We start from the raw sequence: 25,944 nt of genomic DNA on the forward strand, positions 1-25,944 counted from the left end.
GTATTATTGGTTGTAAGCATTCTCACCGTGGCTATTTACATCCAAACCTTCACGCTCTTGATCTTCTGGCACACGTAGCCCAACGCAAACATCTGCAATCTTGAAAGCAATCAGCGCCGCCGCACCGGACCAGACGATACAAATTGCCACGCTCAGCGCCTGTACTCCGAACTGGTGCCCCATCGTCACGCCCTCCGCGTAGCCCGTTCCACCGAGCGAGGTTGCTGTCAGAATCCCCGTGGCTAAGCATCCGACGATACCGCATACCCCATGCACGCCAAACACGTCGCAGGTATCATCGACCTTCAACCAGCGTTTCAGCATGACTACGCCCCACAAACCAGCGACACCAGCAATCAGCCCCAGTAATAACGCGCCCCCCACACCGACTGTACCTGCCGCAGGCGTTACTGCCACCAGCCCAGCGATACAGCCAGAACACGCGCCTAACAGAGAAGGCTTACCACGCGTCATCCATTCGACCAAAACCCAAGACAAAATTGCTCCGGCAGTGGCCACAACCGTATTCACGAAAGCCAGAGCAGCAATTTCATTGGCAGCGCTTGCTGAGCCTGCGTTGAACCCAAACCAGCCAATGTACAGCACCGCGGTGCCCATGAAGACCATCGGCAGGTTATGTGGTTTAAAAGCTTCTTTACCAAATCCGGCGCGTTTACCCAGAAGATAAGCGCCAACCAGCCCTGCAATTGCCGCGTTAATGTGCACTACGGTGCCGCCTGCGAAGTCCAGCGCGCCATCAGTTGCCAGATAGCCGCCGCCCCAAACCATATGCGCCATCGGAATGTAGGAGAAGGTGAACCACAACACGGCAAAGATCAGCACCGCAGAGAAACGAATACGTTCCGCAAAGGAGCCCACGATCAAACCCACGGTAATACACGCAAAAGAGCCTTGGAACGCAACGTGGATCATCTTGTAAAACGAGCCGGTTAAATCCGTTAGGCCAATGCCTTTCAGCATCACTTCATCAAAGTTGCCAAAAATGGCGTTACCAGAACCAAATGCCAATGAATAACCATAAACAACCCACAGTACGCAAATTGCGGCGAAAGTGACCATGACCTGCGTCATCAGCGACAACACGTTTTTAGAACGCAGTAGCCCGCCATAAAACAGGCCAATGCCGGGGATGGTCATAAACAGTACCAATGCGGTACAAATCATCATAAAGGCGTTATCGGCCTTATCTGCCACGGCTGGAGCCGCAGCCATTGCGACACCGGGTAGTAATGAGGCACTCCCCAGACCCAAAGTGGATAAGCGTATTTTCATTATTAATCCATCCCTATCTGTGTGAGTTATTAATTACAGTGCCGCTTCATCAGTTTCGCCGGTACGAATACGAATGACGCGCTGTAGTTCAGCAACAAAAATTTTTCCGTCGCCAATTTTTCCGGTATAGGCAGATTTGCTGATCACATCGATAACTTCATCAAGTTGATCGTCAGCAATCGCTACATCAATTTTGACCTTGGGTAGAAAGTTCACGTTGTACTCTGCCCCACGGTATAGCTCGGCATGCCCCTTCTGGCGCCCGAATCCCTTAACTTCGGTAACCGTCAGCCCTTGGATCCCGACAGAGGAAAGTGCTTCGCGTACGTCTTCCAGTTTGAACGGCTTTATCACCACAGTTACCAGCTTCATACAGCCTCTCCTCAAATGATCCTGAATAATTTCGTTAGCGAATTAATATGAGCAAAGCCTATGCCAACTTTATAGAAATCAGTTTTGCGGGAGAAAACACTAGTTTTGGTGCAAAGAAAGAGAGCAGGCAGCAGATAAAACGTGAGGAGTTTCGCAAAACTGCACCAATAGTGTGCAGTTAGGAAAATGACGGTGCGTTTTTTTTACACAAACTATTTTTACATCACGCGGTGACTATCTGCACCACAAAGACCCAGAGATAGATTGTAATAATCAGGGGAATCAAAAAGAAAAGCCGATGTTATGAATAATCATCGGCTCTATGCTGCATTTCAAAAAGAGGGATTAGATGGTCGGTGGTTCCTGACTCAGCCCCGCGGCTAAAGCTTCGCCCACCAACTGCAACTGATGCATCTGATAATAACGCCCCTGCTTTGCTAACAGTTCATGATGCGAGCCTTGTTCCACGGCATAGCCACGATGCAATACCAAAATAGAATCTGCATCAACAATGGTAGAAAGCCGGTGAGCAATCACAATCAGCGTTGTTTGCTGGCGAATAACATTCAACGCCTTCTGAATTGCCTGTTCAGTGCCGGAATCAATGTTGGCCGTAGCTTCATCCAAAATCAAAATCTGCGGCGCTTGCACCAGCACCCGCGCCATCGCCAACAGCTGCTTTTGCCCTACCGATAGGTTATTCCCTTGCTCACCGAGCTGAGTTTGGATACCGTTCGGCCAAGTCCTGACCAGAGGTGCTAGCTGAACATCCTCAAGCGCTTTCCAAACCTGAGCTTCGCTGATATCTCGTCCTAGAGTCACGTTGTTCATCACCGATTCAGCCATAACAACCGGATCCTGCTGCACCATAGCCACGCCTTCGCGTAACACCTGATGGCTCAGCGTTGGGATTGGGCGTCCGTCGATACAGATCTCTCCGCCACTAACCGGATAGTATCCCATCAGCAAATTCGCGAGCGTCGATTTACCACTGCCTGTATGCCCTACCAACGCAACGAACCCGCGGGAAGCAATATGCAAATTGATATCTTGCAGTACAGGACGGCCTTCGCGATAGGCAAATGTTACGTTATTAATATCCACACGCCCGCTTTGCAGCGGCTGAATATCACCACCATAATTCTGCTGTGCATCGTCCATCAGTTCAAAAATACGCTCACCCGCCACAACGGCCTGCTGCATCATAGATTGCTGGCTCGTGAGCTCAATAAGAGGCTCATTCAGGCGGCTTAGATAATTGATAAAAGCGTAAAGAACCCCAACGCCAATCGAACCTTCAGCACTAAAACCAAACATCATCAGCAGCCCACAGAGGATCATGGCCGAAAACAGGCTGAGCAATGGACGCAGTAAAAAGCCTTCCAAACGAAGCGTTTGCATACGCGCTTGATAGTGAGAACGGCTAACCGCCCCCATTTTTTCACCAAATCGAGCCTGCTGACGAAATTGCTGGATCACGCCCATGCCGTTAATGACTTCGTTGAAGCCGTCATTGATATCCGCAAGATAGCTACGCACACGACGCACGACCGGCGTGCTGTAATGCTGATACACCGCCATCACCACAAATACCGCTGGGAAGATGCAGATAGAGATCAGCGCCATTCGCCAATCTAGCGTAAACATTGCCACCAGCATGGCGCCAATCAGCGCAGCGCTTTTTAACACGGTCGCGACTACGGTGACATAGAGATCTTTGATAACCTCGGTGTCATTGGTTACTCGGGAGATAAGCTGACCAACTGGCTGGTTGTCAAACGCAGAAAGAGGCTGACGCAATGCGGCATCCATCACATCGGTTCGCAGTTGCTGTACTACACCCACCGCGGCACGATTGAACAACAATGCCTGCGCATACTGTAAACCGGCTGCAGTAAATTCAAGCAGCAGGTATAACACCGCTAATCCAACGACTAAACCCAGTCTGAGATCGCCTTTGGCCACCACATTATCGATGAAATAACTGATAATGATTGGCCCACAGACCTCTGCCGCTGCCGCAACCCAAAGCATGACCACGGCTATTGCCAACGGTTTTTTGTAGGGACCACCGTAAGCCAGTAGACGTTTCAGCGTCGGCCAGAGCTGTTTGATATTACGCATTATCTGGCTCCTGAGTCTGAGTGTCTGGCTCATCAAGCTGAGCTTCTATTTGTTGGAAGCGATGCATATCGCGATACCAACCGCTTTGCTGACTGAGTTCAGTATGCTGACCACGTTGAGCAACCACGCCTTGCTGTAAGACCAGAATTTCACTCGCTTCAGTGAGTGCAGATAGGCGGTGAGCGCTAATAATGACGGTTCGGTTCTGCCCCCACTCGCGCAAATTATGTAGGATCTGATATTCCGTCCGACCATCAACCGCTGAAAGTGCATCATCCAGAATCAAGATCTCGGCATTAAGCAACAGAGCACGCGCAATAGAGATGCGCTGTTTTTGTCCCCCAGAGAGCATCACCCCGCGCTCCCCGACTTCGGTTTGGTATCCTTCTGGTAAACGCAGAATGTCCTCATGCACGCTAGCCAGCTTAGCGACGCGCTCAATGTCTTCCTGCGTGGCATCCGGCTTACCCAAAGCGATATTCATCGCCACAGAATCAGAGAACAGGAATGGCGTCTGGCTGACGACCGCCAATCGGGTACGCCATTCATCCAGACGCAGTTCACGTAAAGAAATCCCATGGAAACTGATTTCTCCCCGATCGGGGTCGAACTGGCGCTGGATCAGCGAGAGCAGCGCACTTTTCCCCGAGCCCGTTGGCCCGCATAGGCCTAACATCTGCCCAGGCGCGAGATTAAAGTTCACGTTATGCAGCACGGGATGAGCGTCTTCGCTGTAAGCAAAGCTTTCAACGTTAACGATCAGCTCACCTCGGCCTTCTGGCAGCGTTTTGTCACCATCAGTCACGGTTGACTGCTCCGATAGCATGCTGCGAATACGGCTGTAGGCAGCGCTTCCACGCTCAACGATGTTAAACATCCAAGCTAGCGCCAACATTGGCCAAATCATCAGCCCGAGATACATCACAAAGCTGGTCAATTGGCCTAAGGTTAGATGCCCATGTATGACCATCACTCCGCCGCCGCCAATGGCCAACAGGTTAGCGCAGCCAATCGCGATGAAGATAATCGGGTTAAAGCGCGCATCGACTTTCGCCACATGCATATTGCGCGATCCCGCTTCCGCAGCAACCTTGGCAAAGCGCTTAGATTGGTGGTTTTCAAGCCCGAAAGATTTGATCATGCGAATACTGGTTAAACTTTCCTGCGCCTGATCGTTCAGCATCGAGAAAGCGGCCTGAGCAGACTTAAAACGTGAGTGAAGCTGCTCGCCCTGATGTTTAATCACAATGGCCATGATTGGCATCGGAATAAGCGATAAGAGAGTGAGTTCCCAGCTAATCTGAGTGCTCATGACGAATAATACCGCCAACCCCATCACCAGAGAGTCCACCAGCGTCAATACCCCTTCCCCAGCTGCAAAGACGACACGGTCAACGTCATTAGTCGCTCGAGCAATCAAATCACCGGTACGATGGCGCTGATAAAATGACGGCGCCTGATTGCTCAACTGACGATAGTATTTTTCACGCAGCTCAACGGCGAGCAGATAAGAAGCACCGAATAAAAGCACGCGCCAAACGTAGCGCAATAAATACACCACCACCGCAATCGCCAATAAGATAGCGATCCAGAACATAATGGTGGTTCCAGACATATGCTGTTTCGATACGCCGTCAATCACAATCCCCACGATGCGCGGCGGCGCCAGTTGGAGAATAGCAATCACGACTAATAAAAGTACGGCTCCCAGATATCGCCGCCATTCACGGCGAAAATACCAGCCTAATTGGGCAAATAATCTCACGTAGTTTTATTCCATAACCCGCTGCGGGCTCTGATTTATCCCCGTAACACTCCAAGTTGCATGTGCGTTGGCTGCGTTTGTTCACCCTAGTCATAGAACTATCGATGAACTATCTATGCCGCTAGGGACTCAACAACTTGCCGCCTTCCTGCAACTCAAATTATTTAGGGCATACATGCTGTATATTTAAACAGCACTAGGATAACACCGATAGGAAACGTAGGTAACCGCCTGATGGGCAATTTGTCCGTTTTTATTCGCCGACAGGCAAAATCGTGGTGCTTTTGATCTGTTCCATCGCAAAGCTAGAGGTCACGTCACTCAAGCCTTTCACCGCATTAACTAATCGCTTATAAAACGCATCATAGCTTTTCATATCAGCGACTTGCACCTGCATCAGGTAATCGTATTCACCCGCCATACGATAAAAGGCCAGAATTTCAGGCATGTGCTCAACCTGCTGCACAAAATGGTGATACCACTCGCTGCTATGATGCTGAGTTTTAATCATCACAAAGGCGGTTAATCCCAAGCCAAGCTTATCTTTATCCAGCAACGCGACTCGCCCGACGATGTAACCATCGTCTTCTAAGCGTTTGAGGCGCTTCCAGCAAGGTGTCGAAGTGAGGTTGACCGCATCAGCCAGTACCTGCAACGACTGGGTACAATCGCGTTGCAGTAACGCCAGTAGTTTTCGATCTGTTTTATCTAACATATATCGCTTCTGGAGAAATATTTTCTCTTATTAGGCCAATATGAAGTCTATATAGCAACTTATTTTTCTGCAAAAGCAGATAGTCTTAACGCATAAGTTCTGACTGACTCACACAGGCCAATATCATGAACAACTCTTGGGTAAAGCACGCTATTAGCGAGATAGAAGCTGATTTCCAGCGTTCCGCGGATACACATCTTATTCGTTTGAATCTGCCGACATTTCCAGGCATCTATCTGTATCTCAAAGACGAAAGTACTCATCCAACCGGCAGCTTGAAACATCGTCTGGCTCGTTCATTATTTTTATATGGCTTGTGCAATGGCTGGATCAAAGAAGGCACGACGGTCATCGAAGCGTCCTCAGGCAGTACGGCGGTCTCAGAAGCCTATTTTGCTCGTCTGTTGAATCTGCCTTTCATCGCCGTTATGCCCTCGTGCACTGCACGTAAGAAAGTCGAACAGATCGAGTTTTACGGTGGACGCTGTCATTTTGTCGATCACGCCAGCCAGATCTATGCCGTTTCAGAACAGTTGGCCAAAGAGCTCAACGGACATTACATGGATCAGTTCACCAATGCCGAACGAGCAACGGACTGGCGGGGTAATAATAATATTGCCGATAGTATTTTCCGCCAGATGGAGCGCGAACCTTACCCTGTTCCCACCTATATTGTGATGAGTGCAGGCACAGGTGGCACATCAGCAACCTTGGGCCGCTATATCCGCTACCAAGGGCATCCAACCCATCTGATGGTTGTCGATCCGGAAAACTCCGTGTTTATGGATAGTTATTTGCAAAAAGACCGTACGATTACCGGCACCTGCGGCAGCAAAATTGAAGGCATCGGCCGCCCACGCGCCGAGCCATCATTTATACCAGAAGCTATCGACAGCATGATGCGCGTTCCCGATGCTGCCAGCATTGCAACAATTCACTGGTTGCAAAAAGTACTCGGTCGTAAAGTCGGCGCCTCAACGGGCACCAATATGTGGGGCGCGCTCGATTTAGCACGTCAGATGCGAGAGCGTGGTGAAAAAGGCTCAATCGTCACCCTGCTGTGCGACAGCGGAGAACGCTATTTAGAGACTTATTACGATGCGGGATGGGTGAACGCCAACATCGGCGACTTGAGCCAATATAGTCAGCAGCTAGAGTCGCTGTAATGTCAGCTTTTATACGCAAAAAAACCGGACAGCTGCATGCAATATGCGGCTGTCCGGTGGCTGAAAAAGAATCCTCGTTATTCGGGGGAATGGTGAGGTTTTTTAGGTGAACTCAGCCAAGTATTCAACTGTTTAGCCACCGCCTGATGCTGGCAGTGGCCGATAATCTCTAAATGCGGCAGACTTGCCTTAAGCTGCGGCAATGCGTTACCCATGATGTAGCCTTTTCCCACCATGCCAAGCATTTCTCGGTCGTTCATTGCATCACCAAATGCCATACAGTCAGCAAGATCGATATCTAAATGGTTGCACAAGTGACTTAGCGCCGAGCCTTTATTTGTCCCTTTTGGCAGAACCTCTAAGCAATCGTAGGCAGAAAAACAAAAATCGACAGCGTTGCCAAAATGCTGCAGTAGGCGAGCCTGCAATTGTATTAGAGCGTCATGATCGCCACAGAAGCAGATTTTACTGATGCCAAAGGCGGGCAATGAACGCAGCGGCATAATTTTATAACCAAATCCATTTTCCGCGTGGGGCGTTAACAATTCAGGAAGTTCATTCGTAGTAAGCCAGCCATCATCCCTAAATACATGCATCGAGGCGTCAGTGCCCCAATGCGAATGCAACACTTCTTGCGCAATTTCTGGCGAAAGATCCTGAGCAAAGAGATTATTCCCCTCGCAGTCGTGAACCCGGGTTCCATTGCCGGTGATCATGTAACCATGCAGTCCTAAACGGCGCGCAATGGTTCGAACTTCAAGGAAATGGCGACCGGTCGCAAAAGTCAATGCAACGTTTTGTTCAAGCAAGCGATGCAGCGCATCTAAGGTTTCAGCGCCAACCTGATGATCGGGCATTAATAGAGTGCCATCCATATCAAAGGCAGCTAAACGAACCATACCGAAACCTCTTTTTGTGACCGAGATATTGAGTGACTCAGTATGGCGTGGCATTTACGGAACTAATAGTGAACAATTAAAGAAAATTGTTCAGGATTTAGCGATGCGACTGTTACAAAGGCTCAGTCAATATCAACGTTTAAATCAGTTCGCCGGTGATGAGCCCATTTCCACCACCGTGGCTGAACTGGCGAGTGTCTTTTGTTGTAGCGAACGACATGTCCGTACCCTGCTTACCCAGCTACAAGCATTAAAATGGCTGGAATGGCATGCAACGGCAGGCCGTGGCAAACGAGCCCGCCTCCACTGCTTAATTCCAGAACAGCAACTGCGCGCGACTCTCATGCAGCAATTGCTGAAAATTGGCGATCACCAAAATGCATTGAAACTGGCCGAGCGCGATCCTAGCCATTTGAATGAACTGCTGATGCCTCATCTGGGCGGCCAGTGGGATTCCGATCTGCCCACGCTACGTATCCCCTACTACCGTACGTTAGAACCCATCGTCCCTTTGACGCTCACTGGGCGAGCAGAGCAGCATCTTGCACATACTATTCATGCAGGACTCACCCGTTTTGTGACCGGTAATCCTATTCCTCAGCCGGATTTGGCCCACCACTGGCAAACCAGTAGCGACGGTCTACGTTGGCAGTTTTTGCTACGCAGCGATCTACGTTGGCATAACGGGCAACCGATATCCGCAGAACAGCTAGTACAAACTTTAGAGCATCTGCGTTCGCATCCACGCTGCGGCAGTTTCCTCGATAGCATTGAGCAGATCTCATTGCCCCATGCACTCTGTCTCCGTTTTACATTAAAGCGTCCGGACTATTGGCTAGCCCATCGTTTAGCCGATATGCTGTGCCTGCTCCCTCATCCTGATTTTGCTGAGATCGGGGCAGGACCTTTCCGCCAAATCAGCTCGTCAGATATGCTAATTCGGCTTGAGCAGCACAGTAGCTATCATCTGCACCGCCCTTATCTACATGCCATCGAATATTGGATCACATCAAGCCCCGATCAATTGTCCGTTGCCCCCAGTTGCCAACACCCAGTAAAAATCACCATTGGACAATACGAGGAGTTAGACAGCGTACGTCCGGTACAACGGAGTACCAGCGTGGGCTTTTGTTATATCGCTATCAATCAAAAACGAGGAAAACTCACCGAGATACAAAGACGCTATTTAACGACGCTCATCCGCGAAGAGAATACGCTGAACCAATTGCCGATTGAGAATGGTTTGATCGCACGTAGCAGTGAAATGTTGTCTGGTTGGCCATTACCTGAACCAACCACTGAGCCCATCAGTTTGCCGCCAAAACTCACATTGCTCTATCACCCTCCCGCTGAGCTCACCGCGCTCTCTGAACGCTTACAGGAGCGCCTTGCTCAAGCGGGATGTGAACTGGAAGTTCGCTTCCATGATGGCAAACGCTGGGAATCACGCGAACAGTTTGAAGATGTTGACATTGTTTTAGGCGATCGACTCATCGGAGAGTCACCGGAGATGGCACTGGAAAACTGGCTGAGAGTCGATATTCTCTGGCAAGCCATTTTGAGTCACACCGAGCAGTTACAATGTCGTGCGGTGCTTGATGACGTGCAACTCATCAGCGATGAAACCCTGCGACACTATGCTCTTCGCGATTACTATGCCCATCTGATGCAGCAGGGCATTATCATGCCGCTGTTTAACTATCAGTATCAGATCAGCGCGCCCCCAAGAGTTGAAGGCGTGATCCTCACCGCTTACGGATGGTTTGATTTCAGCCAAGCGTGGGTGCCAGCACCAACAGATTAAAGGTCAGGCTGTTCATCCCTTCACGCAGCCGTTACCATATACTGAACCGATTTAAATTATAGATAGCGCAATGGCAGGCAATTTTTTGTCTGCCTCTGTTTTTTTGAACTATAGAGGTAAGGCGATGAAACGCGCGGTGGTAGTATTCAGTGGCGGTCAAGATTCCACAACTTGTCTGATTCAGGCATTAGATCAATATGATGAAGTGCATTGCATCACATTTGATTATGGCCAACGCCATCGTGCCGAAATCGACGTGGCGCGCGATCTCGCTATTAAACTGGGTGCTTCGGCACATAAAGTCTTGGATGTGGGTTTACTCAATGAACTGGCTATCAGCAGCCTGACTCGTGACAACATCCCCGTTCCCACCGAAAGCGAAGACGGTATCCCAAACACGTTCGTACCAGGTCGAAATATTCTGTTTCTCACGTTAGCCGCAATCTACGCCTATCAAGTTCAGGCAGAAGCAGTGATTACTGGCGTATGTGAAACCGATTTTTCTGGCTACCCAGACTGCCGTGATGAGTTCGTTAAGGCTCTCAACAAAGCGATTACGCTCGGTATGGCACGCGACGTTCGCTTTGAAACTCCGCTAATGTGGCTGAACAAAGCCGAAACTTGGGCCTTGGCCGATCATTACCAAAAACTGGATCTGGTACGCCGAGAAACGTTGACCTGCTATAACGGTATTCAGGGCGACGGTTGTGGCGAATGCGCAGCCTGCCATTTGCGTTCTCACGGGTTAAATGAGTATTTGGCAAACCAAGCAGTCGTCTCCGCCAGCCTGAAAGAAAAAACCGGTTTATAACATTTACGAAGCCGCTATGTTTTTTACACTGGCGGCTCAGCCAATGTCCCTTCACTTATTTCCGCTCAATTCCAGCAAGCGATCGCGTAAGGCGCCCTCTAGGGGCAACGCTTTTTGCGTTTTCAGATCGGTGCACACAAACGTTAATGCCGCATCAATAATGATTTCATTATCGGATGTGCGGGAAATCGTTTGATTTAAAACACCGCTTCGACCATTGAGCTGATGAAGTTTGCTCTCAACAATTAACTCATCATTCAACACTGCACCGCGACGATAGTTAATATTTAGGTTCACTACCATAAAAGCAATGGCTTCTTTCATCATCCACTCAAAAGCACCATGGTCTTCAAGCCATTGCCAACGCGCTTCCTCAAGGAATTCTAGATAGCGAGCATTATTAACATGCTGATAGACATCTAAATGGTATCCCCTAACCTTAATGATGGTTGCATTGCTCATCGTTCGAATGGCCTTTCAAAATAATCTCTATTTCATCTGAGGCAACCGTGATAAATCACGGCCACCTCCCCAGCGAGGCTTAACGCTTAGCGCACTATTGAAAGTAGCAGAGTGTTAAAAAACCAAACTGGTTAGACCACTGATTTTTGTGCTCGATCACAATTTTAAACGATCACGGTTACGTTCAATGAGAGAAGCGCCAATGCCTTTAACTTCCTCTAACTGCTCGATCTGAGTGAAAGCACCATTTTTCTCACGATACTCAACGATAGCCTGTGCCTTTTTGAGCCCGACGCCATTCAGCACCGTCGCCATTTGCTCTGCGCTAGCAGTGTTAATATTGACGCTGGTTCCCGTTATACCTGACGAACTCTCTTTAGTCGCTGGCTGTGGATCGGCCGCCTTTGGCGCTTGCTCTACGCTTGGGGAAACCGGCCTGTTTGTGGTTGCAGACTGAGCTTGTGACGGCAGCAGTAAAGCCCCTGTCAGCAACATCCACACACTGAATAAAGACACCATCATACTTTGTTTTTTCATGCTGAAATTCTCCTGTTATGTGTCAGCGAGCACAGGGTGCAACAGGGCAAAAAACATCACAAATAGCATTATGCAGATATGGAAAAGGCCGCATAAGCGGCCTTTTGTTATTGCACCAAAGTGCAAATTTATTGCGATGCTTACTGCATTTCGCTCGCTGCGCTGCCTAATTTAATTTTGGCATTAGCGCGCAAATTATCCATCAGAGAGTCAAAAGTAATACCCGTTGAGCCTGTTAACATCTGAGAAGAGAAGGCTTTAAGCTCCTCGTTGCTCAAATGACCAGACTTCACCGCATCAAGCTGAATCAGCACAATGTTATCCTGACGATCCTGAGCCAAACCATAAACAGGCTTGTTGTCTTTTGGCTGAGCTAACGCAAACACGGTATCAGCTAACTGACGATCTTCAGAAGCACGAGTCAATGTTTGTTCTGCACCAAAGCTAATACCTGCGGCTTTCAGTGCTTCCTCACCTTTACCTGCCTGCAGCGCAGTCAGCAGTTTATCGCCTTCAGTACGCGCCTGCTGGATAGCTTTCTGGCGTTTCACCATCTCGGTGATTTGCTCTTTCACCTGATCCATTGGCTTCACCGCTTCTGGTTTATGAGCAGAAATACGGATAACAAAAGCACGGTCGCCTTCAACGCTAATCACATCAGAGTTACTGCCCGGCGCACCATTTTCACCAAACAGAGAACCCTCAAAGATAGCCTGAGTAACGGGTTTGAAGTTGATAGCCGCAGGAACGTTATCCCGTGTAAACCAACCCGTTTCGGTCGCTTTCACACCAGCAGCCTCTTCCGCACCGGCTAAAGACTCATTATCACTGGTAGCTGAATCGCTGACCTTTTGCTGCAAGGCAAAGAAGGCATCCAGCGCTTTTTGCTGTTTAACCTGAGCCTCAATGTCCGCACGAACTTCAGCCAATGGCTTAACCTGCTCTGGCTTGATGTCATTCAAACGAACAACCAGATAGCCAACGCTCGACTTCACCGCGCCAGAAAGCTGGCCTTTGGTGGTTAACTTCGCGCCCAGAATTTCATCGGGTGTTGTACCTGGTTCTAACCAGCCCAGCTCACCGCCTTTTTTGCGCGAAATGATGTCAGTAGATTTCTCCGCTGCCACTTTGGCAAAATCTGCGCCGCTGTTTAGCTCATCCAGTACCGCTTTAGCATCAGCTTCAGTTTTTACCTGAATAACGCTGTAGTCTTTACGCTCTGGCTGGGTATAGCTGGATTTGTGCTGATCGTAATAGGCTGCAATCTCATCATCAGAAACGGTGACTTTATCCTGAATCGCCGCGGCATCCATTTCGATGTAGCTGACCTTCACTTCTTCAGGTGCGATGAAGCTATTCTTATTCTGCTCATAATAAGCTTTCAGCTCTTCATCAGTAACTTTCTGATCTTTTTCTAGCGCCTTGATATCAATCGTCGCCAGACGCACATCACGCTGTTGCATGGTGAGCGCAGCCATAGCTTCAACTTCGACTGGCAGAGTGAAGCCTGTCGCCGTATAGGCCTGAATCAGCTGTTGGCTGGTTAATTGCTGACGAACTAGCTGTGCATAGTTATCTGGCGTCAGCCCCATGTTGGCAATGATGCTCAGATACTTGGCATTATCAAACTGATTATTCGTCTGGAAATAAGGCATCGCCCAGATGGCTTCTTTCACTTGTTCATCGCTAATCCCCAGTCCCAATTTCTTGGCATACTGGTCAAGCAGCATATCGTCAATCAGGCGGTTAAGAGCCTGCTTACGCAGCTCCTTCATGTAACCTTCGTTCCCTGCCAACACTGAAAACTGGTCGCCCAATTGCTGCTGTAAACGACTGCGTTCGCTTTGAACCGCTTGCTCAAGCTGACCACGGCTAATTTCCTGACCATCGACCTTAGCCGCATAGTCACCGGAACCGCCGGTCAAATAACCCCCTACCCCGGTCAAAACAAATGACACGATGATTAGGCCCAGGATGATTTTGAGCACGACGTGATTAGCGGCCGCGCGTAAATTGTCCATCATAGTGTGGCAACACTCCGCTGTGATTGTGGGTAATACAGTAATTTTTGTCGGCTCAGTCTATCTGATTCGTAGCCAACACTGCACACGTAATACGACTAAATTGGCTATTAAATCAAAAACCACTCCTGTTAAGCGAATCGGCTTACTGGGAGAGACTCTGTTTCCATGAAACTTTAGCCATAAAAAAAGCGCATCGTTTATGATGCGCCTTGTATTTTACCCTAGCAGCTCAACCACGTCAGTCTAATGTTTCACTGTTTGCACTCACACGGAGTCATAACATACAAACAAATTCAGATGGTTGAACCTGACGCACAATTAATTAACTGCGTCTTTCAGCGCCTTGCCAGCACGGAAACCAGGAACTTTTGCAGCAGGAATGCTGATTTCTTTACCGGTCTGAGGGTTACGACCAGTACGTGCAGAACGTTCACGCACGTCAAAAGTACCAAAACCGACCAGAGCAACAGAATCACCGCTCTGCAAAGACTCAGTAACAGACGCAATAATCGCATCTAATGCGCGGCCAGCAGCCGCTTTAGAAATATCTGCACCTTCGGCAATCTTATCGACCAGTTGTGACTTATTCACTCTTTCATCCCCTTTAGAAATCTTATGCCGTACTGGAATATTGTCCTTTGGGTACGGCTGCGCAGCAGTTATATCAATCCTGTCAGTTCATGGCAAGACACATCAAATGCGGCTTTTCCTAATTTGACAGGGTTCTAAGTTAGCTGCACAAAAAAATGCTGGCAAGTCCGAAATGGGCTGCCAGCATAGGTTTTATCAGAGGTTTTTGCGATATATCACTATTTCGCGGTGACCACTTCCATTCCAAACGGTGAATTTTGCAGCGCCAAGGCTAAAACTTCATCAATTCGTTTTACCGGATGGATATCCAGATCGGCCAAGACGTTGTCTGGAATCTCTTCCAAATCACGTTTGTTCTCATCTGGGATCAGTACCGTTTTAATTCCACCACGGTGCGCAGCCAGCAGTTTTTCTTTCAATCCACCGATAGGGAGCACTAAACCACGCAGCGTAATTTCCCCCGTCATGGCAACATCAGCGCGAACTGGATTACCTGTCAGGCATGAAACCAGCGCGGTGCACATGGCAATACCGGCACTTGGACCGTCCTTCGGCGTAGCACCTTCAGGTACGTGAACGTGAATATCGCGTTTTTCATAGAAATCAGGGTTAATGCCTAATTTCTCCGCGCGAGCACGCACTACGGTCAGCGCAGCCTGAATAGACTCCTGCATAACCTCACCTAAAGAACCGGTGTAAGTCAGCTTACCTTTGCCCGGCACACAGGCCGTTTCAATGGTCAGCAGATCACCACCCACTTCAGTCCACGCCAAGCCGGTTACCTGACCAACGCGGTTTTCACTATCCGCACGGCCATAGTCGTAACGCTGTACGCCAAGGAAATCTTTCAGGTTGTCGCCGTTGATCTCAATGTGCTTGACGGATTTATCCATCAGCAGATTTTTCACTGCTTTACGGCACAGTTTCGAGATTTCACGTTCCAGACTACGCACGCCCGCTTCACGGGTGTAATAGCGAATAATGCCGCTAATTGCGCTGTCATCAACTGTCAACTCACCTTTCTTCAGCGCGTTGCGCTCTAACTGTTTTGGCAACAAATGCTGCTTGGCAATGTTGAGTTTTTCATCTTCGGTGTAACCCGACAGACGAATCACTTCCATACGATCCAGCAACGGCGCCGGAATGTTCATGGAGTTTGAGGTCGCCACAAACATAACGTCGGACAGATCGTAGTCCACTTCCAGATAGTGGTCGTTGAACGCGATATTCTGCTCAGGATCCAGCACCTCCAGCAGCGCTGAAGCCGGATCGCCACGCATGTCAGACGACATCTTGTCGATCTCATCAAGCAGGAACAGCGGGTTTTTCACCCCCACTTTTGCCATCTTCTGGATCAGTTTACCCGGCATAGAACCGATATATGTGCGGCGATGTCCACGGATCTCCGCTTCATCACGCACACCGCCCAGCGCCATACGGACGTATTGACGACCTGTGGCACGAGCGATTGACTGACCCAGAGAGGTTTTACCTACCCCTGGAGGCCCAACCAGACACAAGATCGGCCCTTTAATTTTGCTTACGCGGCTCTGGACTGCTAAATATTCCAGAATACGGTCTTTAACACGCTCCAAGCCATAATGGTCGGTGTCCAGAATCTCCTGCGCTTTGTTGAGGTCTTTTTTGACCTTACTGCGCGCATTCCAAGGAACCTGAATCATCCAGTCGATATAGCCACGAACCACCGTTGCTTCAGCAGACATCGGCGACATCATCTTCAGCTTTTGCAGTTCCGCTTCGGTTTTTTCGCGCGCATCTTTCGGCATTTTCGCCGCTTCGATTTTGCGCTTCAGCGCTTCGAATTCGTCTGGAGTATCATCCATTTCGCCCAGCTCTTTCTGAATAGCTTTCATTTGCTCATTCAGATAGTACTCACGCTGGCTCTTTTCCATCTGCTTTTTAACGCGGTTACGAATGCGTTTTTCAACCTGCAGCAGATCGATTTCAGACTCCATCATCGCCATCAGATATTCCAGACGTTCAGTCACATCTGACATTTCCAAAACAGCCTGCTTATCGTTTAACTTCAACGGCATGTGAGCAGCAATGGTATCTGCCAGCTTAGCCGCATCGTCAATACTGTTGAGCGATGTCAGCACTTCTGGTGGGATCTTTTTATTCAGTTTGATATAGCCTTCAAACTGATTAATGGCTGTGCGAACCAGAACTTCCTGCTCGCGTTCATCCATTTCTGGAATTTCTAAATATTCGGCCTGTGCAGCAAAATGTTCACCACTGTCTGATAACGTGGTGATTCGCGCGCGCTGAAGACCTTCGACCAGAACCTTTACGGTGCCGTCAGGCAATTTCAGCATCTGTAAAATAGAGGCAACGGTACCTACAGAGAAAAGGTCATTTACTCCAGGTTCATCCGTCGACGCTTCCTTCTGTGCGACCAGCAGGATCTTCTTGTCGTGATCCATTGCGGCTTCTAGGCACCGGATAGACTTTTCTCGGCCCACGAACAATGGAATCACCATGTGCGGATAAACCACCACATCGCGCAGAGGCAATACGGGGATTTCTATGCGTTCGGAACGCTCAGGATTCATAGAGCTCTCTCTTAGTTTAGCTTCCGCCAGGTTATGGGAATCTTACAACCCGTTTTACGTTGTTGCTTCACCCAGTTTGTATCTGAGTATATGGGGATGTTTACCAGGGATTCAACGCAAACAACAACAGAAAAAAAAATGGGAGATAAAATCCCCCATTTTATTGATAACCCATCAGTTTACTGGCTAATTATTCGCCAGAAGCTTGTGCTTCCGGTTTGCCATAAATCAGCATTGGCTCCGCCTGACCCTCGATGACATTTTCGTCAACGACGACTTTTTCGACGTTTTCCATTGAGGGTAAGTCGTACATCGTTTCCAGCAGAGCGGCTTCAACGATGGAACGCAAACCACGCGCACCTGTTTTACGTGCCATTGCTTTCTTAGCAATCGCCGTCAGGGCTTCGTCACGGAATTCCAGATCCACACCTTCCAGATTAAACAATGCCTGATACTGCTTAGTCAGGGCATTTTTTGGCTCTTTCAGGATCTGAATCAGTGCGTCTTCGCTCAGCTCACGCAGCGTAGCAACAACAGGTAGACGACCGATGAACTCAGGGATCAGACCAAATTTGATCAGATCTTCAGGTTCAGCTTGAGCCAACAGCTCACCTTCGGTGGCTTTCTCAGACAAAGCCTTGACCGTTGCACCAAAGCCGATACCAGTACCGGTATTTACGCGCTGGCCAATCACTTTATCTAAGCCTGCGAAAGCACCACCGCAGATAAACAGAATCTTGGAGGTATCAACCTGCAAGAACTCCTGCTGTGGGTGCTTACGACCGCCCTGTGGTGGAACCGCAGCGATAGTACCTTCAATCAGCTTCAGCAAAGCCTGCTGTACGCCTTCGCCGGATACGTCACGGGTAATCGATGGATTATCCGACTTACGAGAAATCTTATCGATTTCGTCGATGTAAACGATGCCTCGCTGAGCTTTCTGTACGTCGTAATCACATTTCTGCAGCAGTTTCTGGATGATATTTTCAACGTCTTCACCCACATAACCCGCTTCGGTCAACGTGGTAGCATCGGCCATCGTAAATGGCACATCCAAGAAACGAGCCAGCGTTTCAGCCAACAGCGTTTTACCGCTACCGGTTGGACCGATCAGCAAAATATTACTTTTACCTAGTTCAACACCGTTGCTGGTATCGCCATTGCGCAAACGTTTGTAGTGGTTATATACCGCTACCGCCAACACTTTTTTCGCCTGTTCCTGCCCAATAACGTAGTCATCTAGATGGTTACGAATTTCGTGCGGGGTAGGCAAAGCATTACGCTCACGATGTGGAGCGACTTCTTTAATCTCTTCGCGAATGATGTCATTACACAGATCGACACACTCGTCGCAGATATACACTGACGGCCCGGCGATCAGCTTACGAACTTCATGCTGGCTTTTGCCGCAAAAAGAACAGTACAGCAGCTTGCCTGAACCGTCTTTGCGCTTATCTGTCATCAGTAAACCTCTTTCATTAAGTATCTGTCCCGTCGAATCGGTCGCCAATGGCTTACCCTATCAACGGCAGTGCGACCAATCTGCGCAAAACAGCCTTTCAGCATAGGCCATACAACCCATTGGTACGATGCAAAGCATCACCCGACGCTTTATATTCACTATAGTATATCGGCAACCGACCCGATGTGGATAGTTGCGCTATCCATCAGTGGCAAACCGAGTTATTGCTATGTGAACCGAGGGTTGGATAGGCTACACCATTCAAGGCCGTAGTCTGACACAATCAGCCGCGGTGAGTCATTACCGAATCGACCAAACCGTATTCTACAGCTTCGTCTGCTGACAAGAAGCGGTCACGTTCGGTATCACGCTCAATTTCTTCGAGCGGTTTACCTGAATGTTTAGCCATCAGCTCATTCATACGAGCTTTAACTTTCAGGATTTCTTTAGCGTGGATTTCAATATCCGTCGCCTGCCCCTGGAAACCACCCAGCGGTTGGTGAATCATCACGCGCGAATTTGGCAGACAGAAGCGTTTGCCCTTGGCTCCTGCGGTCAGCAGGAACGCGCCCATGGAACAGGCTTGCCCCATGCAGATGGTGCTTACGTCAGGTTTGATAAACTGCATGGTGTCATAAATAGACATTCCCGCAGTGATGACGCCGCCCGGTGAGTTGATATATAGATGAATATCTTTCTCTGGGTTTTCCGCTTCAAGGAACAGCATCTGAGCCACGATCAGATTTGCCATGTGATCTTCAACCTGACCAGTCAGGAAGATGATTCGCTCTTTCAACAGACGGGAAAAAATATCGTATGAACGTTCGCCACGCGAAGTCTGTTCAACAACCATTGGCACTAAAGCCATGTGCGGTGCTAAATCACGCTCGCCACTGTATGACATTAACCGTCTCCTATAGAAATCACTTTGGCATTATTTGCTTTGATTCTACTGTAGATAAACTATGTTGACCATGCTCAACTGCCTGTGTCTGCTGTTATAGGTTAGACACTTGCCCAATATTTGGGGGCGGCACACAAAGAAATAAACCTTTTCCCATAAAAAAACCTTCGCTCTAGAGCGAAGGTTTTTATAACTTCAGAACGGATTAACCATTCAAAGCAACATTACGCTGCCTGAGTTTGGTTCATCAGATCGCTGAAGTTGGTCGCTTTTTCAGACACTTTAGCGCTAGCCAGCAGTGCTTCAACAGCTTGTTCTTCCAGAGCAACATTACGCATGTTGTTCATCAGCTCTTTGTTTTTGCTGTAGAACTCGATCACTTCTTTTGGATCTTCGTATGCAGAAGCCATCTCTTCGATCAGCGCTTTAACGCGATCTTCGTCAGCCTTCAGCTCTTTCTTAGCGATAACTTCGCCCAGCAGCAGACCAACAACAACACGACGCTTAGCCTGCTCTTCGAACAGTTCACGTGGCAGTTCCAGAGCTTGTTTCTCGTTGCCACCGAAACGCTGTGCAGCCTGACGACGCAGAACGTCAACTTCACCGTCAATCAGTGCAGCTGGAACGTCGATGTCGTTAGCTTTAACCAGGCCGTCGATAACCTGAGACTTGATACGGTTACGTACCGCGCCTTTCAGTTCGCGTTCCATGTTTTTACGCACTTCAGCTTTCAGACCGTCCAGAGAGCCATCAGCAACGCCGAAACGTTTAATGAATTCTTCGGTGAATTCTGGCAGTTCACGCTCTTCAACTTTCTTCAGAACGATATCGAACTTCGCTGCTTTCCCTTTCAGGTTTTCAGCGTGGTAGTCTTCTGGGAAGGTAACGTCGATAACGAACTCTTCGCCGGCTTTATGACCCAAGATGCCTTCTTCGAAGCCTGGGATCATACGGCCCTGGCCCATTGCCAGAACGAAATCAGAAGCTTTGCCGCCTTCGAAAACTTCGCCGTCGATAGAACCGGTGAAGTCTACGGTTACGCGGTCTTCAGCTTCTACTGCACGTTCGGTAGCAGCCCAAGTTGCCTGCTGCTTACGCAGAGTATCCAGCATTGCATCAACGTCAGCGTCGGTAACTTCAACAACTGGTTTTTCAACTTCGATGCTTTCCAGATCTTTCAGTTCGATTTCTGGGTAAACTTCGAATTCAACAGCGAAAGAGAAATCTTCGCCCAGTTTGTACTCGCCCGGTACATATTTAGGCGCGCCCGCTGGATTCAGTTTTTCTTTGATGATCGCGTCAACGAAGTTGCGCTGCATCAGATCACCCAGAACGTCCTGACGAACAGATGCGCCATAACGCTGAGAGATAATGTGCATTGGCACTTTACCTTTACGGAAGCCGTCGATACGTGCTTTTTTAGCCACGTTGACCAGCTCACTGTTTACTGCTTTTTCAATGCTGTCGGCTGCAACAGTAATGTTTACGCGGCGGCCAAGGCCTTCGGTGGTTTCAACAGAAACTTGCATCTTATACCTCAAAAAATCACAGTGCTCGGTCAACTCCAGAAGCCATTTTCAACGAAGAAAACCTGACTTCACAGAACCGGGACGGCCGCTTTCACCAGAACCGTGTTCCCTGTTTATCCCTTCTTACCTGAAGCCGCTGCTGTATTGCCTGCAACTTCAAGTCGTTTGGGCATAGAAGCGTCCCGAATACATTCAGGAAAAAATAGACGCGACATTATAGCGATGCATGAGCAATGAGTCGAGAACCGCACACCAAGTGTCCGCGGCGTGATTCACAGTTTCGAGCGATACCTTTGCCATTTCGGCTATAGCTCACACCGCTTTAGCCCCATAACAAAGACGATATGCCATGCAATCGACTGCGCATCTAATCATAAAACTCGCTACGCAAAAAGAAACGGCCTCAAGGGCCGTTTCTCATCGAACACGCTATTAATACAGCAAAAACGGTCAAGAGTTCCACCTTCGTGGTAATTTACTTGCCTTTTCGCCGCCTATTTAAGCAAGTTAGCTTAGGCTAAGGTGCCAGCCCCACGACAAGGGGGGGATGCAGGAACCGTATCTTGTAACGCTTCCCACTCTTTGTGCGTATAGGTATGCAGGGCCAGCGCATGAACACCATCGGCCAGTTCCTCTGAGAGCACGCCATAGATTGAACGATGGCGAGTCAGAAATCGCTCACCTTGGAAACGATCGCTGACTAACACCACTTTAAAATGACTTTCAGAACCTGCCGGTACGTTATGACGATAACTTTCATCAACCACCTCAAGATAGAAAGGTTCAAACGCGGCGCGTAACTTTGCTTCTATCTGTTCTCTCATCATAAGAAATCCCCTCATACTGCATCAGCCTACGTCGGCAGAAAAAACCTGGCGCTTAACAGGCTATATTCTCAAAAGATGAGCTATGACGCACCAATGAGAAACATACCTTAATGTTAATTGTAGCTTTTTCCTAGCAACCAACGACGATAAGTTACATATTTATCTTTTCTGAAACAGGGGATTTTACGCAAACGGGCGTAATGCATCCTTTCTAGTCATTTTTTCTCATATCGGTTTCTAATGCTCTCATCTCGTCGCTATGCATGAAGCGTGAAACCAGCGCCATTTCAGACTGTCGAAACGGTATGCCATGAACATCAAATACATCATGGAACCAAAGATGAGCATAGTCTTTACGGCGTTTAACGATACTGGGCCAAGGCAGCGTGGTCTGCGTTTTCCCAGCCACCAATCCCCAGTGATAACACGCAATATTATGCGTCCTCATTAAAGGAAGCTGCTCTTCGAAAGTGCTACCCACGTGTCGTGCCAGCCATTCGGTGCAAAACAGAGGTCTGCCAAATTGGTTAAGTTGATTTATTAGACCAACCATATCAGGCGTTGCGACATAGGCATGGAAACTGATCACGTCAGACTGTGCTAATGCCTCCTGATCTATCGGATGTTGGTAGGTATTCGCGGGGTGAGAAATAGGATCGGGAATATGCCATGCCCCCACGGTCAATGGCTGAATCGGGTTCACGTCTCGCGCCCATTGAAAAGCTTGCCGCAGCAAATCCAGCGCGAAAACCTCCAATTTTTCAGCATACAAAGCCTCATCGGCTCCACTGATAAATATTCCTCGATTACCCGGTTCGTTATAAAGATCCCAGAGCAGAATGCGTCCATCTGCACGAAACGTCGTGATGACGTCGTGAATATAACGCTCAATGCTGTTCCTCGCGGACAGGTTGCACACGGTATCGCGTCCGGGGCTCGCCACTGCGCGGCTGTTATGCACGCCAGGAATGGGCGCTTCTTGTAAACCGAGATGGGGTTCATTGCCTGAAAACCCACAGTCATCCATTAATGTGAGCATCACCGACATACCATGTTTTCGCGCCACTGAGAGGAAAGCATCAATACGAGCGAAGAGCCCTTCTCTATCGTGCAACCAAACAATAAAAGGCAAATTCACACGCAGCGTGTTGTAGCCAACATTTTCGGCCCAGCCCAATTCCTCATCGATTGTCGCTATATCAAAAGTTTCAGCCTGCCATAACTCGTTCCAATTAACCGCCGTGCGTGGGAGATAATTGAATCCACATAGACATCCTTGCCGTTGATACCAAGCGTTGGCTTCTTCTTTACTCCACTGTGCTCTCATGCACTTACCCTCTCTGCAATATGTCAATAGTTAACCTAATCTGGACATTTCATGACTTACACGCTTAAGAGGGATCGTTGCGGTACGAAACGGATGATAGGGGATCTTTATCGCACACCTTATCCATCCCACCCCACACTTTGTCATACTCATAGCCTGTGAGATCTTTAATCACTTGACGCGAACGGGGATCGCAATCGTCCAAACGTCCGCCCAACTTGAGACGGGCGACTTCTTTAATCAGTATCTTGTGAGTATCACGGGTGAGCTTAAATCGGTATGTGATATAAAAACTAATGGCCAGCAGTGCTCCGGTACCAAAAATCATTAAACCGACAATGGCATGAACTGCGCTAATCGGCTGCACACCGCTACCTTTTACAAATCCACTTTCCTGCAACACAATACCAATCAACATAATGGCAAGTGCGACAGTACTTTTTCGGGTTAAGACCATCACACCCGCAAAAATACCTTCACGACGTTTTTTAGTGATAATTTCGTCGACATCAGGAATAAAACTATAAATATTCCAAGGAATATAATACAACCCTGCACGAGCCACGCCAAAAATAATAAACACACCCGAGAACAGCCACACCGAGACCTGTGTTTCAGTCATATAAATATAAAAAAGAAAACACAGAACACCAAAAATACAGACATAGGATAAACGTAAAGCGCCACTCGGAGTCATATTAAATTTTTCGAGCAACATCATAAAGCCAAAAGTTCCAGGAACAGAAACAAAGGCGGCTACGGTTAAAAATCCAGAAACAACTGAAACATCCTGTTTTAAGCTATAAACCACATAATAGGTAAACACCGCACCGAAGACATCTAACGCTGTAAATGAGGAGATATAAATAGCAATATGCTGGCGGAAAATACGAATTTTGAAAGAAGAGAGGAGATCCAAGACTAAACCTTTCATATGATGCCAAAGGTTTCCCGGACCATGTGCCGATTCGTATTCAGGCTCATCACTATCGCATACATCTTTAGCTTCCCATGTACACATCCAAGTAATAAAAACAGCCACGCAAAATACGACAGCGAAAAACATCCCCGTATAAGTATACGTCATCGGATTATCTTTACCGGTAAAGTGCATAATGACACCCGGTACAGAAACAGCTAGCAGCCCTCCTAACTGTGAACACATCATACGCACACCAGACAAACGAGTCCGCTCGCTGAAACGATTGGTCATTTCTGAAGAGAGGGTTTCCCATGGGACCAGAACCATTGCCGAAAGCAGTTCAATCGACAAATAAGTACCAAGGTAGTACCAATAATTCATATCTGATATCCAAATTAGAGCATACAAAAACATCAGAGGTGAACTAATTAATAAGAAAAAACGTCGGCGACCAAATCGTTTACCTAACCATGTATTACCAAAATTATCGGTAACATATCCCATTATTGGGCTTAATAGTGCATCAATGACTCGTGCTATAGCAAAGATTGACCCAGCGTCTAATACTGTCAGTCCGCAGTAAGTTGTATAAAAGAATAGTAGCCATGTCCCTATAACGGCAAATGCACCACCACCGAATAAATCCGTGACACCATATCCTATTGCAGTACCATAACCGACTCGACGTTCCGTTGGTTTCATTATATAGACCCTGCATGTTGTGGTATAAAAAATAGCGGCTCTGCACGGAGTAATCCCCACGCAATTATTTCAAAGGTTAATAATTTTTAAAATTTAGCTATTTTATTCAGCTACTGTTATCCAACGGCGTAACAACGACGACTGGTATATAGCATCAACCATCCGTAATGATATTTCGGCCTGATTAATATCAACGTAACCAGAGTGGATATTTTCACTTATTGCACGGTAAAAAGATGAAATTGCTTTGTTGTGGCTGCTGCCCCAATAACTTTTTTCCATCCCGATAGTTATCTCATCACTAACGAGCTGAGTACTCCTTCCTTCAACTATTAGCCACAGACTATTTTGGTGCAGTTGTAATATTCCCTTTTCACAGTGAATTTCCAAAAGTAGCGGTGAATCCGTGCTGTAACAATTAGTGGCATAAAATAGTCCTCGGGCACCATTACCTAACATCATATTCGCGGTTGCGGTATCTTCAGCTTCCGTTGCCTGTGCGAGAAAAGTGCTATCGACGACGCCCTTAATCGCCTGAACACCGCCACCGAACCACTGCATCAGATCCAGCGTATGAATGGCCTGATTAATTAGCAGGCTTCCTCCTTCGCGAGCAAATCGCCCACGCCATTCACTTTGTGAGTAATACTCCTCAGATCGCGCCCACGTAAGCATTGCTCGCATACCTATCATTTTGCCAAGCGTCTGCTGTTCAAGCATGGATTTGATCTTCTGACTCGTCGGATTCAGCCTATTCTGGTAGCAGATGCCCAGCAAAACCTTGGATGCTAAGGCAGCCTGTTTGATTTGTTGGATTTCACTCACGTTTAGCGCTAACGGTTTTTCTGTGAATACATGTTTGCCAGCGGCTAAGGCCGCAATAATAATTTCTCGATGCGAATGATGTGGCGTGCAAATATGCACCACGTCAATCTCCTTATCACACAACATGTCATGATAATGACGTGCATAGAGACAGCCATAGCGAGATGCCAGCTCTTCGCCTTTAGCTTGGTCGAGCTCAACGATGGTGTGTAAATTTCCCTCAGGGTGATGTTTTATCCCCTCTACATGACGTGCATGAATAGAGCCACACCCTACAATAGCCGCGTTGATCCTTTGCATACCGCCTCCA

21 protein-coding genes are annotated in these 25,944 nt (G+C 48.2%); 3 read left to right on the plus strand and 18 right to left on the minus strand.

Going from position 1 to position 25,944, the window contains the following annotated elements:
- Positions 1-3: 3 nt before the first annotated feature.
- The 5 genes from amtB to K9N75_RS16320 form a co-directional block, all read right to left on the minus strand.
- Positions 4-1,293: an ammonium transporter AmtB gene (amtB, locus tag K9N75_RS16300; protein ID WP_039188520.1), complete on the minus strand. Its 1,290-nt coding sequence runs from the start codon at positions 1,291-1,293 to the stop codon at positions 4-6.
- Between the two features lie 33 nt (positions 1,294-1,326).
- Entirely contained in the window at positions 1,327-1,665 is a 339-nt protein-coding gene (glnK, locus tag K9N75_RS16305; protein WP_004091732.1) for a P-II family nitrogen regulator, read from the minus strand.
- Between the two features lie 345 nt (positions 1,666-2,010).
- Positions 2,011-3,789, minus strand: coding sequence for a SmdB family multidrug efflux ABC transporter permease/ATP-binding protein (locus K9N75_RS16310; protein ID WP_096080499.1), 1,779 nt, complete (start codon positions 3,787-3,789; stop codon positions 2,011-2,013).
- A complete protein-coding gene (locus K9N75_RS16315) occupies positions 3,782-5,554 on the minus strand; it encodes a SmdA family multidrug ABC transporter permease/ATP-binding protein (protein WP_061059718.1) in 1,773 nt (590 codons plus the stop codon). Before K9N75_RS16315 ends, K9N75_RS16310 begins: the two co-directional genes overlap by 8 nt.
- 253 nt (positions 5,555-5,807) lie before the next feature.
- Entirely contained in the window at positions 5,808-6,269 is a 462-nt protein-coding gene (locus K9N75_RS16320; RefSeq protein WP_004091728.1) for an Lrp/AsnC family transcriptional regulator, read from the minus strand.
- 125 nt (positions 6,270-6,394) lie between these two features.
- Here K9N75_RS16320 and K9N75_RS16325 point away from each other — a divergent pair, with 125 nt between their 5' ends.
- Complete coding sequence (locus K9N75_RS16325; RefSeq protein ID WP_199371676.1) at positions 6,395-7,435, plus strand: PLP-dependent cysteine synthase family protein; 1,041 nt, start codon at positions 6,395-6,397, stop codon at positions 7,433-7,435.
- 77 nt (positions 7,436-7,512) lie between these two features.
- Here the strand turns inward: K9N75_RS16325 and cof are convergent, their stop codons facing one another.
- Positions 7,513-8,334, minus strand: a complete 822-nt coding sequence (gene cof / locus K9N75_RS16330) for an HMP-PP phosphatase (RefSeq protein ID WP_008814260.1) — start codon at positions 8,332-8,334, stop codon at positions 7,513-7,515.
- Between the two features lie 103 nt (positions 8,335-8,437).
- On the opposite strand from cof, the gene K9N75_RS16335 reads away from it, so the two are divergent.
- Positions 8,438-10,138 (plus strand): SgrR family transcriptional regulator, encoded by a 1,701-nt coding sequence (locus K9N75_RS16335; RefSeq protein ID WP_224451892.1) that lies wholly within the window; start codon positions 8,438-8,440, stop codon positions 10,136-10,138.
- A 124-nt stretch (positions 10,139-10,262) separates the two neighbouring features.
- On the plus strand, positions 10,263-10,949 hold the full coding sequence (gene queC, locus K9N75_RS16340) for a 7-cyano-7-deazaguanine synthase QueC (RefSeq protein ID WP_020303632.1): 687 nt from the start codon (positions 10,263-10,265) through the stop codon (positions 10,947-10,949).
- A gap of 51 nt (positions 10,950-11,000) precedes the next feature.
- On the opposite strand, the gene K9N75_RS16345 is transcribed toward queC, so the two are convergent.
- The 12 genes from K9N75_RS16345 to K9N75_RS16400 all read right to left on the minus strand — a co-directional run bounded on the left by K9N75_RS16345 (position 11,001) and on the right by K9N75_RS16400 (position 25,934).
- A complete protein-coding gene (locus tag K9N75_RS16345) occupies positions 11,001-11,411 on the minus strand; it encodes an acyl-CoA thioesterase (RefSeq protein WP_061059717.1) in 411 nt (136 codons plus the stop codon).
- Between the two features lie 156 nt (positions 11,412-11,567).
- Complete coding sequence (locus K9N75_RS16350; RefSeq protein WP_008814264.1) at positions 11,568-11,948, minus strand: ComEA family DNA-binding protein; 381 nt, start codon at positions 11,946-11,948, stop codon at positions 11,568-11,570.
- Between the two features lie 140 nt (positions 11,949-12,088).
- On the minus strand, positions 12,089-13,972 hold the full coding sequence (gene ppiD / locus K9N75_RS16355) for a peptidylprolyl isomerase (protein ID WP_008814265.1): 1,884 nt from the start codon (positions 13,970-13,972) through the stop codon (positions 12,089-12,091).
- 318 nt (positions 13,973-14,290) lie between these two features.
- Entirely contained in the window at positions 14,291-14,563 is a 273-nt protein-coding gene (gene hupB / locus K9N75_RS16360) for a nucleoid-associated protein HU-beta (RefSeq protein ID WP_008814266.1), read from the minus strand.
- A gap of 218 nt (positions 14,564-14,781) precedes the next feature.
- On the minus strand, positions 14,782-17,136 hold the full coding sequence (lon, locus tag K9N75_RS16365) for an endopeptidase La (RefSeq protein WP_004091714.1): 2,355 nt from the start codon (positions 17,134-17,136) through the stop codon (positions 14,782-14,784).
- A 190-nt stretch (positions 17,137-17,326) separates the two neighbouring features.
- A complete protein-coding gene (clpX, locus tag K9N75_RS16370) occupies positions 17,327-18,598 on the minus strand; it encodes an ATP-dependent protease ATP-binding subunit ClpX (protein WP_008814267.1) in 1,272 nt (423 codons plus the stop codon).
- Positions 18,599-18,881: 283 nt separating this feature from the next.
- Positions 18,882-19,502 (minus strand): ATP-dependent Clp endopeptidase proteolytic subunit ClpP, encoded by a 621-nt coding sequence (clpP, locus tag K9N75_RS16375; protein ID WP_004091711.1) that lies wholly within the window; start codon positions 19,500-19,502, stop codon positions 18,882-18,884.
- A gap of 224 nt (positions 19,503-19,726) precedes the next feature.
- Complete coding sequence (gene tig, locus K9N75_RS16380) at positions 19,727-21,031, minus strand: trigger factor (protein WP_004091710.1); 1,305 nt, start codon at positions 21,029-21,031, stop codon at positions 19,727-19,729.
- Positions 21,032-21,543: 512 nt separating this feature from the next.
- Positions 21,544-21,873, minus strand: coding sequence for a transcriptional regulator BolA (bolA, locus tag K9N75_RS16385; RefSeq protein WP_004091708.1), 330 nt, complete (start codon positions 21,871-21,873; stop codon positions 21,544-21,546).
- A 196-nt stretch (positions 21,874-22,069) separates the two neighbouring features.
- Positions 22,070-23,185: a glycoside hydrolase 5 family protein gene (locus K9N75_RS16390; protein ID WP_224451893.1), complete on the minus strand. Its 1,116-nt coding sequence runs from the start codon at positions 23,183-23,185 to the stop codon at positions 22,070-22,072.
- 64 nt (positions 23,186-23,249) lie between these two features.
- A complete protein-coding gene (locus tag K9N75_RS16395; RefSeq protein ID WP_224451894.1) occupies positions 23,250-24,809 on the minus strand; it encodes an MFS transporter in 1,560 nt (519 codons plus the stop codon).
- A 102-nt stretch (positions 24,810-24,911) separates the two neighbouring features.
- On the minus strand, positions 24,912-25,934 hold the full coding sequence (locus tag K9N75_RS16400; protein WP_130961777.1) for a Gfo/Idh/MocA family protein: 1,023 nt from the start codon (positions 25,932-25,934) through the stop codon (positions 24,912-24,914).
- Positions 25,935-25,944 lie beyond the last annotated feature (10 nt).

The organism is Hafnia paralvei (assembly GCF_020150375.1).
GTDB classification, from domain to species: Bacteria; Pseudomonadota; Gammaproteobacteria; order Enterobacterales; family Enterobacteriaceae; genus Hafnia; species Hafnia paralvei.

Coding starts and splice junctions, on each gene's coding strand:
- clpP (WP_004091711.1), bottom strand. CDS start 19,502: ATGTCATACAGTGGCGAGCGTGATTTAGCACCGCACATGGCTTTAGTG.
- ppiD (WP_008814265.1), bottom strand. CDS start 13,972: ATGATGGACAATTTACGCGCGGCCGCTAATCACGTCGTGCTCAAAATC.
- K9N75_RS16345 (WP_061059717.1), bottom strand. CDS start 11,411: ATGAGCAATGCAACCATCATTAAGGTTAGGGGATACCATTTAGATGTC.
- lon (WP_004091714.1), bottom strand. CDS start 17,136: ATGAATCCTGAGCGTTCCGAACGCATAGAAATCCCCGTATTGCCTCTG.
- K9N75_RS16350 (WP_008814264.1), bottom strand. CDS start 11,948: ATGAAAAAACAAAGTATGATGGTGTCTTTATTCAGTGTGTGGATGTTG.
- K9N75_RS16325 (WP_199371676.1), top strand. CDS start 6,395: ATGAACAACTCTTGGGTAAAGCACGCTATTAGCGAGATAGAAGCTGAT.
- K9N75_RS16395 (WP_224451894.1), bottom strand. CDS start 24,809: ATGAAACCAACGGAACGTCGAGTCGGTTATGGTACTGCAATAGGATAT.
- queC (WP_020303632.1), top strand. CDS start 10,263: ATGAAACGCGCGGTGGTAGTATTCAGTGGCGGTCAAGATTCCACAACT.
- K9N75_RS16320 (WP_004091728.1), bottom strand. CDS start 6,269: ATGTTAGATAAAACAGATCGAAAACTACTGGCGTTACTGCAACGCGAT.
- tig (WP_004091710.1), bottom strand. CDS start 21,031: ATGCAAGTTTCTGTTGAAACCACCGAAGGCCTTGGCCGCCGCGTAAAC.
- amtB (WP_039188520.1), bottom strand. CDS start 1,293: ATGAAAATACGCTTATCCACTTTGGGTCTGGGGAGTGCCTCATTACTA.
- K9N75_RS16390 (WP_224451893.1), bottom strand. CDS start 23,185: ATGAGAGCACAGTGGAGTAAAGAAGAAGCCAACGCTTGGTATCAACGG.
- glnK (WP_004091732.1), bottom strand. CDS start 1,665: ATGAAGCTGGTAACTGTGGTGATAAAGCCGTTCAAACTGGAAGACGTA.
- K9N75_RS16310 (WP_096080499.1), bottom strand. CDS start 3,789: ATGCGTAATATCAAACAGCTCTGGCCGACGCTGAAACGTCTACTGGCT.
- K9N75_RS16400 (WP_130961777.1), bottom strand. CDS start 25,934: ATGCAAAGGATCAACGCGGCTATTGTAGGGTGTGGCTCTATTCATGCA.
- bolA (WP_004091708.1), bottom strand. CDS start 21,873: ATGAGGGGATTTCTTATGATGAGAGAACAGATAGAAGCAAAGTTACGC.
- K9N75_RS16335 (WP_224451892.1), top strand. CDS start 8,438: ATGCGACTGTTACAAAGGCTCAGTCAATATCAACGTTTAAATCAGTTC.
- cof (WP_008814260.1), bottom strand. CDS start 8,334: ATGGTTCGTTTAGCTGCCTTTGATATGGATGGCACTCTATTAATGCCC.
- clpX (WP_008814267.1), bottom strand. CDS start 18,598: ATGACAGATAAGCGCAAAGACGGTTCAGGCAAGCTGCTGTACTGTTCT.